This window comes from Streptomyces sp. JW3 (assembly GCF_052216785.1).
Classification (GTDB): Bacteria; Actinomycetota; Actinomycetes; order Streptomycetales; family Streptomycetaceae; genus Streptomyces.
In genome coordinates this window covers 20431-36178 of the sequence record NZ_JBQOUX010000081.1, presented here as the reverse complement: position 1 = coordinate 36178, position 15748 = coordinate 20431, and the positions used below count along the sequence as shown (strand labels likewise).

Below are 15748 nucleotides of genomic sequence, written 5' to 3'. Positions count from 1 at the left end.
GGGCGCGGGGGCGCCCGGCGTCCGGTGGATCATGCGGGAGCTGTGCGCGGCGGTCGGCGCGGCGACCGCCGGGGCGCCGGCGGCGGCGGCCGGCTGAGCCCGCCCCCGCCGCGAGCCCCTCAGCAGGTGCCGCGCATCAGCTCGGCCAGGTCGTGGTCCAGGTCGAGTTGGAGGTGCTCCAGGCCGAGGGGGACCAGTTCGCTGGTCGCCTCCAGGAAGCGGCGCAGTTCACCCGAGCGGACGTGGATCACGGCGGTGCCCTCGGGGGCGTGGAACTCCAGGACGGTGCGGTCGTAGCCGTACGGCCGCACCCGGACGTCGCCGTGGCCCTCGGGCTCCCGCATGCCCGCGAGGAGCAGTTCGCGGGAGAAGGTCCAGCAGACGTCCACGCCCTCCAGCGTGGCCGGCGCGGGGAAGGTCATGCGGACGGCGAACGGGTCGCGACGGTCGTAGCGGAGCTTCGCGGGAATGCTCGGCATACGGGGCGCGGCGGCGACGAGACGCGCCTCGACGGACTGCTCGATGACGATGGACAACGCCTTGCTCCCTCGGGACGGCTGGACGACGGGCGGCTGGACGGACGGGCGGGCGAATGGGCCGGGCACTGAATGAGACGACGGAACGAGCCGCTCCGTGCACATGGGGAGAGTGACCTCTGTCACCGCCTTCATTCCCAGAAGTGATGCCGAGTGACATGGCTCTCTCCCGGCCTCTCCTGACACGTGACCAGAAGTGACCCGGCCGGTCCGGTGGGGTCCGGGCGCCCTGCCCCTCGTAGGCTCATGGTCACCATGACGACCGTGACCGTACCGATTCCCGAGGGCTGGCCCGCGACCGAGGAGCGGGCCCGCGCGGTCCAGGAGCGGCTGCGCGCCCGCCTGGTGCTCGACGAACCCGGCCCGCCGCCCGGCACGGGCCACGTCGCCGGCGTCGACGTGGCCTACGACGACGCCCGCGATGTCGTCGCGGCGGCGGCTGTCGTCCTGGACGCGGCGACCCTCACCGTCGTCGCCGAGGCCACGGCGGTCGGCCGGGTCCCGTTCCCGTACGTCCCCGGCCTGCTCGCCTTCCGCGAACTCCCGGCCGTCCTCGCCGCGCTGGACGCCCTGCCCGGCCCGCCCGGCCTGGTGGTCTGCGACGGCTACGGCCTCGCCCACCCGCGCCGCTTCGGCCTCGCCTGCCACCTGGGTGTCCTCACCGGACTGCCCACCATCGGCGTCGCCAAGAACCCGTTCGCCTTCACCCACGACGACCCGGCCGCGCCGCGCGGCAGTACGTCCGCGCTGCTCGCGGGCGACGAGGAGGTCGGCCGCGCCCTGCGCACCCGGGACGGCGTGAAGCCGGTCTACGTCTCGGCCGGGCACCGCGTCGGTCTGGACAACGCCTGCGCGCACACGCTGGCGCTCACCCCCGCCTACCGACTGCCGGAGACCACCCGCAGGGCGGACGCCCTGTGCCGGCGGGCGCTACGGGCGGCCGGCCGCCCGGCCTCGGCGTAGCTACCTGAGTATCCGTACGGATGTGCGGGGCCGCGGCTCCGGGCAGGCTGGTTCGCATGACGACCCCGCAGCGAGCCAACAAGTCCCTTGCCCGGCCCGACCATTTCGGCCGGCCCACCGAGCGAGCCGGGGGCCGGCCGGCCGGGCGAGCCGTGGGGCGGCCCGGCGCGCGGGCCGTGGGGCGGCCGGTCGGCCGGTCCGTGCGGGTGGGGATGGTGCTGGCCGTGACGGCGGGACTGGCCTGGACGGGCGGGATGGTGTGGACCATCACCGGGTGGGCGCTGTAACGGACCGCGCGGGACCTCCTCCGCTGACCGCGCGGGACCTCCTCCGCTGACCGCGCGGGACCTCCTCCGCTGACCGGGCGGGACTCCGCCGCCGGCCGGTCAGCGTTCCGCCGCCGTGTGGAGCGACAGGCGTCCGGCTTCACCAGTAGCCGGATGGCGGGCGCCCGGATGCCATGCGTGGCGTCCGCTGGGCGGATGCTGCGTGGGACGGATGCTGCGTGGGACGGGTGCCGTGCCGGACGGGTGCCGTGCCGGATGGGTGCTACGCCGGACATGTGCCGCGCCGGACAGGTGCCGTGACGGATGCGCGGCCCCTGGCGGAGGCCCGGTCAGCGTTCCGCCGCCACCCGGAACCGCAGGCCCGCCGCCCGTAGCCGGGCGGTCAGCGCGTCGCCCATCGCCACCGCCGTCGTGACCTGCCCGGCGGTCTCCGGCAGGTCGTCCAGCGCCAGCGACAGCGCCGCCTCCGCGAACATCTTCGCCGTCTCGTCGTACCCGGGATCACCGCCCGACACCTCGGTGAACACCCGCCGGCCGCCGCCCTCGCCCACGAAGCGGACCGAGAACCAGCTCCTGGCCCGCCGCTCGGCGCTCGGCCCGTCCCCGGGGCGCAGCCGGCCGGCCAGCCGACGCCGGGCGGGCGGTACCTGCGCCGCCGCGGCCAGCGCGCCCACCGCTGCCACCCCGCCCAGCGCGACCGGCAGCCGCCGGACGGCCGCGTAGTGCCGGTAGCGGAAGTCGGGACCGTAGCGCTCCAGCGCCGCCGCAGAGCGGCGCACGACCCGCGGATCGAGGGTCGGCAGCGGCAGCGCCCAGGCACCCACCTCCCCGGCGAACCGCGGCGCCCCCGTCGGCGCCACCGCGCGGCGGCCCGCCGGCCGCGGTTCCCGCCGTCGCCGCTCCAGGGCCGCCGCCCGCAGTTGCCGCCCGCGCGCGAGCTGGCCGAGCGCGGAGGCGAACGTACCGCCGGAGAACGCGGCGTCCACGGTCACGAAGCCGTCCACGGTCAGCGGCACGCCCTCGGGGAGCCGTCCGACCGTGAAGTACACGCCGAGGTCGTGCGGTACGGAGTCGAAACCGCAGGCGTGCACCAGGCGCGCGCCCGTCTCCCGCGCGCGTGCGTCGTGCCGGACGTACATCAGGTCCACGAACTCGGGCTCACCGGTGAGGTCCAGGTAGTCCGTGCCGGCGTCGGCGCAGGCGGCGACGAGCGGCTCCCCGTGGCGCACATAGGGACCGACCGTCGTGGCCAGCACGCGCGCGTGCCGGGCGAGTTCGCGCAGCGAGGCCGGGTCGGACACGTCGGCCCGCAGGACTTCCGGCCGCGGAGCGCCGGGCAGCCGGTCGCGCAGCCGGCGCAGCTTGTCCCCGTCCCGGCCGGCCACCGCCCAGCGCAGGCCGGCGGGCGCGTGCGTGGCGAGATACGCCGCGGTCAGCCGCCCGACGAAGCCCGTCGCTCCGAAGAGCACGATGTCGTACGGCCGGTCGGAACGATCCGACCGCTCGGAACGATCCGACCGATCCGACCGATCCGACCGCTCGGAACGATCCGACCGGCCGGCTGTACCGCCGCGCGGGTTCATGACACCAGTCCGTTCCGTTCCGCCGGGCACCGTCGGTCGCGCAGCGCGCGCCGCTGTCGGTGGCCGAGGCTAGCGTGAGAAGCGCGCGGCGGCGAAGCTTGGCCAAGCGCTTGCTCGTTCCCGCCCTTGTGCGGACTGCGACACGTTTCTAACATCACTGGTGTTACATCGTTGGTGTCACAGACGGGGGACCCGATGACCACGGCGACGACGCCCTCACACGGTCCGCTCACCGGTGTGCGCGTGGTCGAGCTGGCCGGGATCGGACCCGGCCCGTTCGCCGCGATGCTGCTGGCCGACCTCGGCGCCGACGTCGTACGGGTGGACCGGCCGGGCGGCCCCGGCCTCGGCATCGACCCGGCCCATGACGTCACCCTCCGCAACAAGCGCTCGGTGCTCGTCGACCTCAAGGCACCCGACGGACCCGGCCGGGTCCTCGACCTCGCCGCCCGCGCCGACGTGCTGATCGAGGGCTACCGCCCCGGCGTCGCCGAGCGCCTCGGCATCGGCCCCGAGCCCTGCCACGCCCGCAACCCGCGCCTGGTCTACGGCCGGATGACCGGCTGGGGCCAGTCCGGTCCGCTCGCCCGGCGGGCCGGCCACGACATCGGGTACATCGCCCTGACCGGCGCCCTCGGCCTGACCGGCGCCCCCGACGCGCCCCCGGCCGCCCCCGCCAACCTGCTCGGCGACTACGCGGGCGGCTCGCTCTACCTGGTCGTCGGCGTCCTGGCCGCCCTGCACCACGCCCGCGCGACCGGCGCCGGACAGGTGGTGGACGCGGCGATCGTCGACGGCACCGCGCATCTGACCGCGATGATCCACGGCATGCTCGCGGCCGGCGGCTGGCAGGACCGGCGCGGCGTCAACCTGCTGGACGGCGGCTGCCCGTTCTACGGCACCTACGAGACGTCCGACGGCCGGTACATGGCGGTCGGCGCCCTGGAACAGCGGTTCTACGACGAGTTCATGACGGTGCTCGGCATCCCCGAACAGGCCCCGGCCCGCGACGACCTCGCCCGCTGGGACGAACTGCGCGCGGCGATCGCGACCCGCTTCCGCACCCGTACCCGGGACGAGTGGACGGCCGTCTTCGCGGACTCCGACGCCTGTGTGGCGCCCGTGCTCGCGCTGCGCGAGGCCCCGCACCATCCGCACCTCGCCGCCCGCGCCACCTTCACCGACCACGGCGGCCTCACCCAGCCGGCCCCGGCGCCCCGCTTCTCCGCGACCCCGACCACCGTCCGCACCGGCCCCGCACGCCCGGGCGCCGACACCGAGACGGTGGCCCGCGACTGGGACGTGCCCGCGCTCACGGCGGTGCCCGGTCCCGCGACGACGCCCGGCTCAACACCCGAAACCCGCACCCCCGACACCCGACTCGCCCCTCACCGAAAGGCCGACCAGTGACCCCCGAAGCGTATGTGTACGACGCGATCCGCACCCCGCGCGGGCGCGGCAAGGCAAGCGGCGCTCTGCACGGCACCAAGCCCGTCGACCTGGTGGTCGGACTCATCCACGAGATCCGCGCCCGCTTCCCCGGCCTGGACCCGGCCGCCGTCGACGACATCGTGCTCGGCGTGGTCGGCCCGGTCGGCGACCAGGGCTCCGACATCGCCCGGATCGCCGCCGTGGCCGCCGGACTGCCGGACACGGTGGCCGGCGTGCAGGAGAACCGCTTCTGTGCCTCGGGCCTGGAAGCCGTCAACATGGCCGCCGCCAAGGTGCGGTCCGGCTGGGAGGACCTGGTGCTGGCGGGCGGCGTCGAGTCCATGTCCCGGGTGCCGATGGCCTCGGACGGCGGCGCCTGGTTCAACGACCCGATGACCAACTACGAGACCAACTTCGTGCCGCAGGGCATCGGCGCCGACCTGATCGCCACCATCGAGGGCTTCTCGCGCCGGGACGTCGACGAGTACGCGGCGCTGTCCCAGGAGCGGGCGGCGACCGCCTGGAAGGAGGGCCGCTTCGAGCGGTCCGTCGTGCCGGTCAAGGACCGCAGCGGCCTGACCGTCCTCGACCACGACGAGCACCTGCGGCCCGGCACCACCGCCGACTCCCTCGCGAAACTCAAGCCGTCCTTCGCGGACATCGGCGAACTCGGCGGTTTCGACGCGGTCGCGCTGCAGAAGTACCACTGGGTGGAGAAGATCGACCACGTGCACCACGCGGGCAACTCCTCCGGCATCGTGGACGGCGCCTCCCTGGTCGCCATCGGCTCCCGGGAGGTCGGTGAGCGGCACGGCCTCACCCCGCGCGCCCGGATCGTCTCCGCCGCCGTCTCCGGCTCCGAGCCGACCATCATGCTCACCGGGCCCGCCCCCGCCACCCGCAAGGCGCTCGCCAAGGCCGGGCTGACCATCGACGACATCGACCTGGTCGAGATCAACGAGGCGTTCGCGGCGGTCGTGCTGCGGTTCGTGAAGGACATGGGCCTGTCCCTGGACAAGGTCAACGTCAACGGCGGCGCGATCGCGCTCGGCCACCCGCTCGGCGCCACCGGCGCGATCATCCTCGGCACCCTCGTCGACGAACTGGAGCGCCAGGACAAGCGGTACGGCCTCGCCACCCTGTGCGTGGGCGGCGGCATGGGCATCGCCACCATCGTCGAGCGCGTCTGACCCCCTCCCGACGGATCACCAGGAGCATCCCCGCCATGAGCGCCATGAGCACCGAGTCCACCACCATCCGCTGGGAGCAGGATCGCAGCGGTGTCGTCACCCTCGTCCTGGACGACCCGGACCAGTCCGCGAACACCATGAACCGGGCGTTCGGCGCGTCCCTCGCCGCCGTCACCGACCGCCTGGAGGTCGAGAAGGACACCGTCCGGGGCGTCATCATCACCTCCGCGAAGAAGACCTTCTTCGCCGGCGGCGACCTGCGCGACCTGATCCGGGTCACCCCCGAGACCGCCCAGGAGACGTTCGACGCCGGGATGGCGATCAAGCGGAACCTGCGCCGCATCGAGACCCTCGGCAAGCCGGTCGTCGCCGCGATCAACGGCGCCGCCCTCGGCGGCGGTTACGAGATCGCCCTCGCCTGCCACCACCGGGTCGCCCTGGACGCCCCCGGCTCCAAGATCGGCCTGCCCGAGGTCACCCTCGGCCTGCTGCCCGGCGGCGGCGGTGTGGTGCGTACCGTCCGGCTGCTCGGCATCACCGACGCGCTGCTGAAGGTGCTGCTCCAGGGCACCCAGTACAGCCCGCGCCGCGCGGCGGACAACGGCCTGGTGCACGAGGTCGCCGACACCCCGGACGACCTGCTCGCCAAGGCCCGCGCCTTCATCGACGCCCACCCCGAGTCCGCCCAGCCCTGGGACCGGCCCGGCTACCGCATCCCCGGCGGCACCCCGAGCCACCCCAAGTTCGCCGCCAACCTGCCCGCCTTCCCGGCCAACCTGCGCAAGCAGACGAACGGCGCCCCCTACCCGGCGCCGCGCGACATCATGGCGGCCGCCGTCGAGGGCGCCCAGGTCGACTTCGAGACCGCCCAGGTCATCGAGGCCCGCTACTTCGTCGAACTGGCCACCGGGCAGACCGCGAAGAACATGATCCAGGCGTTCTTCTTCGACCTCCAGGCCGTCAACTCCGGCGCCAATCGCCCCAAGGACATCGAGCCGCGCCAGGTCCGCAAGGCGGCCGTCCTCGGCGCCGGGATGATGGGCGCGGGCATCGCCTACTCGTGCGCCCGCGCGGGGATCGACGTCGTCCTGAAGGACGTCTCCCTGGAAGCGGCGCTCAAGGGCAAGGGCTACTCCGAGAAACTGTGCGCCAAGGCGGTCTCCCGGGGCCGTACCACCCAGGAGCAGGCCGACGCGCTGCTGGCCCGGATCATCCCGACCGCCGAGGCCGCCGACCTCGCGGGCTGCGACGCGGTGATCGAGGCGGTGTTCGAGGACACCTCGCTCAAGCACAAGGTCTTCCAGGAGATCGAGCACGTCGTCGCGCCCGACGCCCTGCTCTGCTCCAACACCTCCACCCTCCCCATCACCGCCCTCGCCGAGGGCGTCGAGCGGCAGGCCGACTTCATCGGGCTGCACTTCTTCTCACCCGTCGACAAGATGCCGCTGGTCGAGATCATCAAGGGTGAGCGGACCGGCGACGCGGCCCTGGCCCGCGCCTTCGACCTGGTCCGGCAGATCAAGAAGACCCCGATCGTCGTCAACGACAGCCGCGGCTTCTTCACCTCCCGGGTGATCGGCCACTTCATCAACGAGGGCGTCGCCATGGTCGGCGAGGGCATCGAACCCGCCTCCGTCGAACAGGCCGCAGCCCAGGCCGGCTACCCGGCCAAGGTGCTCTCCCTGATGGACGAGCTGACGCTCACCCTGCCCCGCAAGATCCGCCAGGAGACGCGCCGGGCGGTGGAGGAGGCGGGCGGCACCTGGACCCCGCACCCCGCCGAGGCGGTCGTCGACCGCATGGTGGACGAGTTCGGCCGCCCCGGCCGCAGCGGCGGCGCCGGCTTCTACGAGTACGGCGAGGACGGCAAGCGGGCCGGCCTGTGGCCCGGCCTGCGCGAGCACTTCACGAAGCCCGGTTACCAGATCCCGTTCCGGGACATGCAGGAGCGCATGCTGTTCGCCGAGGCGCTGGACACCGTCCGGCTCGTCGAGGAAGGCGTGCTCACCTCGGTCGCCGACGCCAACATCGGCTCGATCTTCGGCATCGGCTTCCCCGGCTGGACCGGCGGTGTTCTCCAGTACATCAACGGTTACGACGCCTACGGCGGGGCGGGGGCCGGCCTGCCCGGCTTCGTGACCCGCGCCCGCGAACTGGCCGACCGCTACGGCGACCGCTTCACGCCGCCCGCGCTGCTGGTCGAGAAGGCGGCGAAGGGGGAAGTCTTCACGGACGCGCGCTGAACCGGCCCCACCGCCGCCCCCGGCACCCCGGCCGCCGTCCGACGGTGACGGGGGCCGGGGGCCGCGCCATCTCGCGAGGGTCCGATTCAGGGACGATCGTCAGACCCGTCAGACCCGTCAGACCCGTCAGACCCGTCAGACCGCCCGGCAGGCGGCGACTGGGCGAGCCACACCCCCAGCTCCTCCTTCAGCGACCGCTGGAAGGCCGTCAGCAGCGCCTGCACCACCAGGGGCTGCATGTGCGCGGACAGGGACCGCACATCCCGCGCGTCCCGTTCCGCCGTCTCGCCGCGCAGCAGCTCCGACAGCTCGCGGGCGGCCTCCCGCGAGTGCCCGAGCAGCACGCCCCGCGCGGTGAGGATCGACTCCTGCGACAGCGGTACGTCCAGCAGCCGCACGCCGAGCCGGAACAGGGCGAGGTCGACCCGGTAACCGTCCTTGTCGCCCCCGCCCCCGTCGACCTGGACGACACCCATCGCCGCGAGCCGCTCGAGGTCGTCCTCGTCCAGCGCCCGCCCGGCCCGCCGCGCCAGCTCCTCGCGGCCGACCGTCGCCACGGCCTCCGGCGCCCAGGCGGCCACCACCGCCCGGTGGATGGCGAGGTCCCCCGCGCTCACGTCGGGCGGCAGCCGCTCCAGATAGCGCTCGATGGCCGCCAGCGTCATGCCCTGCTGCTGAAGCTCCTCGATCAGCTCCAGCCGCGCCAGGTGCTCCCGGCCGTAGCGCCCCACCCGCCGGGGACCGATCACCGGCGGCGGCAGCAGCCCCCGGGTGCCGTAGAACCGGACCGTGCGCACCGTCACGCCCGCCCGCGCGGCCAGCTCGTCGACCGTGAGGGTCGGCTCTTCGGTGTCGGTCGTCATGTGCAGCAGTATCGCTGTCTCACCAGTGCTGTGAAACCTCCCGCGCATCCGGGTACGGAGATGCGGACCCGATGTGGACCCCGCTGTGGGCACTGATGTGGACACCCGGCGCGGATCATGTGAGAAGTCACTTCCTGTGACACGGGACACCGCATGGGACCCCGGTGACGTGGGAAGGTGCCGTCTCGGTCTGTACCCCGACAAGGACGGTGGCGCGGGCCGAGACACGTACGGTCCCGGGCGCACCCCACCCGGGCGCACCAGAGAGTGGAACCACCCGTGAGCAAGGACGCCGTCGACACGGCACAGGCCGCCGGCCATCCCCAGGTGACCGAGGCGCCCGCGGACGCGGGCGACGCCGGTTACAGCAAGGACCTCAAGGCCCGCCACATCAACATGATCGCCATCGGCGGCGCGATCGGCACCGGCCTCTTCCTCGGCGCCGGCGGGCGCCTGCACGACGCCGGACCGGCGCTCGCCCTGGCCTACCTGGTCTGCGGCGTCTTCGCCTTCTTCGTCGTCCGGGCGCTCGGCGAGCTGGTGCTGCACCGGCCCTCGTCCGGCTCGTTCGTGTCGTACGCGCGCGAGTTCCTCGGCGAGAAGGGCGCCTACGTCGCCGGCTGGATGTACTTCCTGAACTGGTCGACCACCGGCATCGCCGACATCACCGCGATCGCGCTCTACACGCACTACTGGAGCGCGTTCACCAGCATTCCGCAGTGGGTGCTGGCGCTGATCGCCCTCGCCGTCGTCCTGGCGGTGAACCTGATCTCGGTGAAGATCTTCGGCGAGATGGAGTTCTGGTTCGCCATCGTCAAGGTCGCCACCCTGGTCGCCTTCATGCTGATCGGCATCTTCCTGCTGGCCACCCAGCACGACGTGGGCGGCCACACTCCCGGCCTCGCCATGATCACCGACCACGGCGGCCTGCTCCCGCACGGCGTGATGCCGGCCGTCCTGGTCATGCAGGGCGTGATCTTCGCGTACGCCGCCCTGGAGCTGGTGGGCGTCGCGGCCGGCGAGACGGCCGAGCCGCACAAGGTCGTCCCGCGCGCGGTGAACTCGATCATGTGGCGGGTGGCCGTCTTCTACGTCGGCTCCGTCGTCCTGCTGGCCCTGCTGCTGCCCGGCTCGCTCTACTCCGGCGCCGAGAGCCCGTTCGTCACCGTGCTGTCCAAGGTCGGCGTCCCGGCCGCCGGCGACGTGATGAACCTGGTCGTCCTCACCGCCGCGATGTCGTCCCTGAACTCCGGCCTGTACTCCACCGGCCGCATCCTGCGCTCGATGGCGATGGCCGGCTCCGCGCCGAAGTTCACCGGCGTGATGAGCCGCACCCAAGTGCCCTACGGCGGCATCCTGCTGACCTGCGGTGTCTGTGTGCTCGGCGTCGCCCTGAACTTCCTGGTGCCGTCCCAGGCGTTCGAGATCGTGCTGAACGTGGCCTCCCTGGGCATCATCAGCACCTGGGTGATCATCATGCTCTGCCACCTGGTCTTCGTCCGGCGCTCCAAGGAGGGCCGCGTCACCCGGCCGCACTTCCGGCTGCCCTGGAGCCCCGTCACGGAGATCGCCACGATCGTCTTCCTGCTGGCGTGCCTGGGCATGATGTGGAACGACGAGGAGGTCGGCCGCCGCACGCTGTTCCTCGTCCCGGTGATCGCGGTGCTGCTGGTGGCCGGCTGGTTCGGCGTCCGTCGCCGCGTCGGCGAAAACCCGACGCCCACGACGAAGTAGCAGGTCAGGGCCACTGTCAGTGGTCGCCTCTACGGTGGTGTCAGGTCGGGGATCCAGTACATCTTGGGTGGCGACGGCCGTGGCGGCTCCGCGCCGGGCACTCGCCAGATGGTGTGCGTCGGCCGCAGGCGCCCTCACGCCCCCCGGCGCGCGGAGTCCACGAGCCGGCGGCCGAGGGACTCGACCAGGTCGCGCAGCTCGTCGGGGTGTTCGATGGTGAACGGGAGGTCCAGCGCGGCCAGCACGCCGGGCAGCCAGTCGAGTCGCTCCACCCGCAACGCGACCCGGTGCCAGGGCTCGGCCGCCGGATCCGCGTCGGCCGCCGGCGGCAGTTCCGTCACCACCGCCACGGCCGGCGGCAGCCGGCTGCGGATCCGCTCCGCCGAGCCCTGGACCCGCAGCGACACCTCGTGCCGGTACGGCGCCGTGGCGAGCGCGGTGAGCAGGCGCTGCGCCGGATCGGGCTGCCCGACCGGCGGCGTGAACGATCCGGGCAGCACCCGGGCACCGCTCATCCGGTCCAGCCGGAACGTGCGCTCCGCGCCGGTCGCGGGCTCCGTGGCCGTCACGTACAGCCGGCCCGAGTGGGCCACGAGCCCGTGCGGATGCAGCGTGCGTTCGCCGTGCCGGCCGTCACCGGAGGTGTACCGCACCACGACCGGCCGGTGGTGGGCGACCGCGTCGGCGATCGAGAGCAGCACCGTGGCGTCCGGCGCCGCCGCCTCGCCCGGCGGCGCGGTGAAGGCGAGGGAGCCCAGCAGCGCGTCCAGCCGCGGCCGGGTCCGTTCGGGCAGTACGCGCCGGATCTTGGCCGCCGCCGTCTCGCTCGCCGTGGCCGTGGCCGTCGTCAGACCGGCCTGCCGGCCCGCGGCCAGACCGAGCAGTACGGCCAGCGCCTCCTCGTCGGTCAGCATCAGCGGCGGCAGCCGGTACCCGGGGGCCAGCCGGTAGCCGCCGTACCGGCCCCGCACCGACTCCACCGGCACGTCGAGGTCGAGGAGGTGACCGACGTAGCGGCGCACGGTGCGCTCGTCGACGTCCAGCCGGCCGGCGAGTTCGCCCACGGTGCGGACACCGCCCGACTGGAGGAGTTCCAGCAGGGCGAGGACACGGGCGAGGGGACGGGGCATGCGACAAGTCTCCCGCACATACCGGGCGGGTTCCGCCCGGTACCGGTCGTAGCGTGCGTCCTGGAAACGTCGCACGACCACCCGCAGCAGCACCAGCACCAGCACCAGGAGAGATCCCCATGACCCCCACGACGCCCATGAACTTCGTCTCCGTCCGCGTCATCACGGACGACATCACCCGCCTCGTCGCCTTCTACGAGCGGGCCACCGGCATCGCGGCCGACTGGGCGACCGAGGACTTCGCCGAGCTGCGCACCGCCGCCGGCACGCTCGCGATCGGCAGCACCCGCACCGTCCCGCTGTTCGCCCCCGGCTCCGCCCACCCGGCCGACAACCGCAGCGTGATCCTCGAATTCCTCGTCGAAGACGTGGACGCGGTGTACAAGAACCTCGCCGATACCGTGGAGGATTTCGTCAACGAACCGACCACGATGCCCTGGGGCAACCGCGCGCTGCTGTTCCGCGACCCCGACGGCAACCTGGTCAACTTCTTCACCCCGGTCACTCCGGCCGCCGTTGCGCGGTTCGGGCGCTGAGTCCGGTCCGGCCGCCCGCCCCCTTCTGCACGCGGGACTCCGGCTGTACCGTCCGCGCATGCCATTACGCATGCGCGGCACCAGCTGGAGACCGCTGGCGGCGGCGGCCACGGCCGCCCTCATGGCCACCTTCCTCACCCCCGCCGCGGCCGGCGCCACCAGTTCCCCGCCCCGGCCGCCCCGTACCGGCTTCGAGTCGTCGAACGGGGCCCGCTGGACCACCCAGCCCGAGGAACAGGCCCTGCTCGCCGCCGTCGACCGGACCGGCGGCCGGGCCGCCGTGGAGCGGGTCGGCAGCACGGACCAGGGCCGCCCGCTCCAGCTCGTCACCCTCGGCAGGTCGTCCGCCGCGCACAAGCTGCTCCTCGTGTGCAGCCAGCACGGTGACGAACCGTCCGGCCGCGAGGCATGCCTGTCCACCGTGCGCGACCTGGCCTACGCCCGTGACGCCCGCACCCGGCGCTTCCTGGACCGCACGGCCGTCCTGGTCGTGCCGACCGCCAACCCGGACGGCCGGGCCGCCGACACCCGCGGCAACAGCGACGGCGTCGACATCAACCGCGACCACCTCGCCCTGGCGACGGCTGAGGCCCGCGCGCTGGCCGCCGTCGTCCGCGACCACCGGCCCGACATCGTCTACGACCTGCACGAGTACGGCGCCACACCCCCGTACTACGACAAGGACCTGTTCGACCTGTGGCCGCGCAACCTCAACACCGACGCGGCGGTGCACGACGCGGCCGAGACGCTGTCCACCGGGTACGTCCGGCCCGCCGCCGGACGGGCCGGGTACACGACCGGTACGTACGGCATCTGGACCGACCCGGCCACCGGCGCGCCGATCCGGCAGACCGCCGGCGACGGCCAGGAGCGCATCCTGCGCAACATGACCGGCGTCAAGCACGCGGTGGGCCTGCTCATCGAGAGCCGCGTCGACCCCCGCACCGAGGCCGAGCGGCAGGACCCGGCCCTCAACAACCGGCGCCGCGTCGACTCCCAACTGGCCGCCCTCGACGGGCTGTTCGACTTCAGTGGCGAGCGGCGCGGACGTGTCGAGGCGGCCACGGACGCGGCCCGGCAGGCGGGCCGCGCCGACACCGGACCGGTGTACACGGGCGGCGCCGACAACGACCCGCCCGAGCCGTCCGAGACCCTCGCCGACCCGCCCTGCGGCTACCGCCTCACCACCGCCCAGTACACGGAGTTCGCGGACGAACTCCGGTTGCACGGCGTCCGGGTGCGCCGGGACGGCGGCAGCGGCGACGGCGTACTGGTGCCGCTGCGGCAGTCGCTGCGCGCCCTGGTACCCCTGCTGTTCGACGAGCGCGCCGCGTACCACGTGACGGTGGGCGAGCCCGACACGGACTGCTGAGCGGGGGAGGGACGCGTCAAGTGTGGTAGCAGCGTACTCGGGGAACATCCCTTTCCTCATCCGCTAGGCGAAAGGTGCCGCTTGTGACGCATGACCCACAGGGCGACGAACCGCACCACGACCCGCACCACGAGCACGACCTCCACCCGAAGGGCGCGCTGCCCGGGTCGGAAGCGGGCCTGCCCGGCCAGGAACGGCCCCGTACCGACCGCGTCGTCTTCGGTGTCACGGCGGTGCTGACGCTCGCCTTCGTGGTCTGGGGCGCCGTCGCGACGGACTCCCTGGAGGACGTCTCCAGCGACATGCTCGGCGGCCTGATGCACAACGGCGGCTGGGCGTTCGTGCTGGCGGCCTCCGCGTTCGTCGTCTTCGCCCTCTGGCTCGCCATCAGCCGCTACGGACGCATCCACCTGGGCGTCGAGGGTGAGAAACCCGAGTTCCGCACGGTGTCCTGGGTCGCGATGATGTTCAGCGCGGGCATGGGCATCGGTCTGATGTTCTACGGCGTCAGCGAACCGCTCGCGCACTACAGCACCGCCCCGCCGGGCACCGACCCGGCCGACTCCGGCGAACGCATGGAGACGGCCATGGCGACCACCCTCTTCCACTGGACGCTGCACCCCTGGGCGATCTACGCGGTGGTCGGGCTCGGCATCGCGTACAGCACCTTCCGCAGGCGCCGCCGGCAGACCATCAGCGCCGTGTTCACCCCGCTCATCGGCGAGAAGAACGCCAATGGCGGCCTGGGCCGGGTCATCGACATCCTCGCGATCGTCGCGACCGTCTTCGGCTCCGCCGCCTCCCTCGGCCTCGGCGCGCTCCAGATCGGCTCCGGGGTGCAGGACTGGACTGGCTGGACGAGGTGAGCACGACGCTGCTGGTCGTCATCATCGCGGTGCTCACGCTGGCGTTCGTGGCCTCCGCCGTCTCGGGCGTGGAGAAGGGCATCCAGTGGCTGTCCAACATCAACATGGTGCTGGCGCTGGTGCTGGCCCTGTTCGTGTTCGTCGTGGGCCCCACGGTGATAGTGCTGGACCTGCTGCCCACCTCGGTCTTCTCCTACCTCGGCGACCTGCCCGAACTCGCCGCCCGCACCGAGGCGTCCGGCGGTGACGGCGTCGCCGACTGGCTGGCGAGCTGGACCGTCTTCTACTGGGCGTGGTGGATCTCCTGGACGCCGTTCGTCGGCATGTTCATCGCGCGGATCAGCCGGGGCCGGACGATCCGGCAGTTCGTCGGCGGCGTCATCCTGGTGCCCAGCACGGTCAGCCTGATCTGGTTCGCGATCTTCGGCGGCGCGTCGATGAAGCTCCAGGAGCAGGGCCGGCTGGGGGAGGAGTCCACCCCCGAGGGCCAGTTGTTCGCCGTGCTCCAGGAGTTCCCGATCGCCACCGTCACCAGCCTGCTGGTGATGATCCTGGTCGGCATCTTCTTCGTCTCCGGCGCGGACGCGGCGTCGATCGTGATGGGCACCCTGTCGCAGAAGGGCGCGCTCGAACCGAGCCGACTGGTGATCATCTTCTGGGGTGTGGTCACCGGAGCGGTGGCCGCCATCATGCTGCTGGTCGGCAGCGGGCAGGGCGACGCGCTGACCGGACTTCAGAACCTCACCATCCTCGCCGCGGCCCCGTTCGTCATCGTGATGATCTTCATGTGCGTGGCCCTCATGCGCGACCTGCGCCGGGACCCGCTCATCGTGCGCGGTGAGATGGGCTCGGAGGCGGTGGAGATGGCTGTCGTCGAGGGACACCGCCGGTACGACGGGGAGTTCGAAATCAGGGTCGGTCCGGGGCGCGGCCCGGGGACCGAGGGCGACCCGATCGGCGGCCACGACTGACCCCGGGCGGGCCCGGCGCCCTCGGCTCCCACGCCGCCGGCGC

Annotated in this window: 12 protein-coding genes and 1 pseudogene; 9 read left to right on the top strand and 4 right to left on the bottom strand. The window is 73.1% G+C overall.

Features of this window, described 5'->3' with window-relative positions; translation table 11 throughout:
* Window positions 1–119 precede the first annotated feature (119 nt).
* Complete coding sequence (locus tag ACTT8P_RS27535; RefSeq protein WP_442834454.1) at window positions 120–536, bottom strand: SsgA family sporulation/cell division regulator; 417 nt, start codon at window positions 534–536, stop codon at window positions 120–122.
* A 255-nt stretch (window positions 537–791) separates the two neighbouring features.
* On the opposite strand from ACTT8P_RS27535, the gene ACTT8P_RS27530 reads away from it, so the two are divergent.
* A complete protein-coding gene (locus ACTT8P_RS27530) occupies window positions 792–1499 on the top strand; it encodes an endonuclease V (protein ID WP_442834453.1) in 708 nt (235 codons plus the stop codon).
* Window positions 1500–1555: 56 nt separating this feature from the next.
* Window positions 1556–1786: a morphogenic membrane protein MmpA gene (mmpA, locus tag ACTT8P_RS27525; protein WP_442834452.1), complete on the top strand. Its 231-nt coding sequence runs from the start codon at window positions 1556–1558 to the stop codon at window positions 1784–1786.
* A gap of 329 nt (window positions 1787–2115) precedes the next feature.
* Here mmpA and ACTT8P_RS27520 read toward each other — a convergent pair whose 3' ends face one another.
* A complete protein-coding gene (locus ACTT8P_RS27520) occupies window positions 2116–3255 on the bottom strand; it encodes a saccharopine dehydrogenase family protein (protein ID WP_442834451.1) in 1140 nt (379 codons plus the stop codon).
* 309 nt (window positions 3256–3564) lie between these two features.
* Here ACTT8P_RS27520 and ACTT8P_RS27515 point away from each other — a divergent pair, with 309 nt between their 5' ends.
* Genes ACTT8P_RS27515 through ACTT8P_RS27505 form a run of 3 tightly spaced genes read left to right on the top strand, consistent with a single transcriptional unit; the run spans window position 3565 to window position 8233 of the window.
* Window positions 3565–4779, top strand: a complete 1215-nt coding sequence (locus ACTT8P_RS27515) for a CaiB/BaiF CoA transferase family protein (protein WP_442834450.1) — start codon at window positions 3565–3567, stop codon at window positions 4777–4779.
* Window positions 4776–5990 (top strand): acetyl-CoA C-acetyltransferase, encoded by a 1215-nt coding sequence (locus ACTT8P_RS27510; protein ID WP_442834449.1) that lies wholly within the window; start codon window positions 4776–4778, stop codon window positions 5988–5990. Before ACTT8P_RS27515 ends, ACTT8P_RS27510 begins: the two co-directional genes overlap by 4 nt.
* Before the next feature lie 44 nt (window positions 5991–6034).
* Window positions 6035–8233 (top strand): 3-hydroxyacyl-CoA dehydrogenase NAD-binding domain-containing protein, encoded by a 2199-nt coding sequence (locus tag ACTT8P_RS27505; RefSeq protein ID WP_442834458.1) that lies wholly within the window; start codon window positions 6035–6037, stop codon window positions 8231–8233.
* Between the two features lie 86 nt (window positions 8234–8319).
* Here the strand turns inward: ACTT8P_RS27505 and ACTT8P_RS27500 are convergent, their stop codons facing one another.
* Window positions 8320–9144 (bottom strand): MerR family transcriptional regulator, encoded by an 825-nt coding sequence (locus tag ACTT8P_RS27500; RefSeq protein ID WP_442834448.1) that lies wholly within the window; start codon window positions 9142–9144, stop codon window positions 8320–8322.
* 231 nt (window positions 9145–9375) lie between these two features.
* Between ACTT8P_RS27500 and ACTT8P_RS27495 the strand changes: the two genes are divergently transcribed.
* Window positions 9376–10830, top strand: coding sequence for an amino acid permease (locus ACTT8P_RS27495; protein ID WP_442834447.1), 1455 nt, complete (start codon window positions 9376–9378; stop codon window positions 10828–10830).
* 134 nt (window positions 10831–10964) lie between these two features.
* On the opposite strand, the gene ACTT8P_RS27490 is transcribed toward ACTT8P_RS27495, so the two are convergent.
* The gene (locus ACTT8P_RS27490; RefSeq protein WP_442834446.1) at window positions 10965–11960 is read right to left on the bottom strand and encodes a helix-turn-helix transcriptional regulator; all 996 of its coding nucleotides are present in this window, start codon (window positions 11958–11960) and stop codon (window positions 10965–10967) included.
* 137 nt (window positions 11961–12097) lie between these two features.
* On the opposite strand from ACTT8P_RS27490, the gene ACTT8P_RS27485 reads away from it, so the two are divergent.
* The 3 genes and pseudogenes from ACTT8P_RS27485 to ACTT8P_RS27475 all read left to right on the top strand — a co-directional run bounded on the left by ACTT8P_RS27485 (window position 12098) and on the right by ACTT8P_RS27475 (window position 15705).
* Window positions 12098–12496 carry a VOC family protein gene (locus tag ACTT8P_RS27485; RefSeq protein ID WP_442834457.1) on the top strand — a complete coding sequence of 133 codons (399 nt, stop codon included), beginning with the start codon at window positions 12098–12100 and terminating at the stop codon, window positions 12494–12496.
* 58 nt (window positions 12497–12554) lie between these two features.
* Window positions 12555–13868 (top strand): M14 family zinc carboxypeptidase, encoded by a 1314-nt coding sequence (locus ACTT8P_RS27480; RefSeq protein ID WP_442834445.1) that lies wholly within the window; start codon window positions 12555–12557, stop codon window positions 13866–13868.
* A gap of 158 nt (window positions 13869–14026) precedes the next feature.
* Window positions 14027–15705 (top strand): annotated as a pseudogene (locus tag ACTT8P_RS27475) (BCCT family transporter).
* Window positions 15706–15748: the final 43 nt, after the last annotated feature.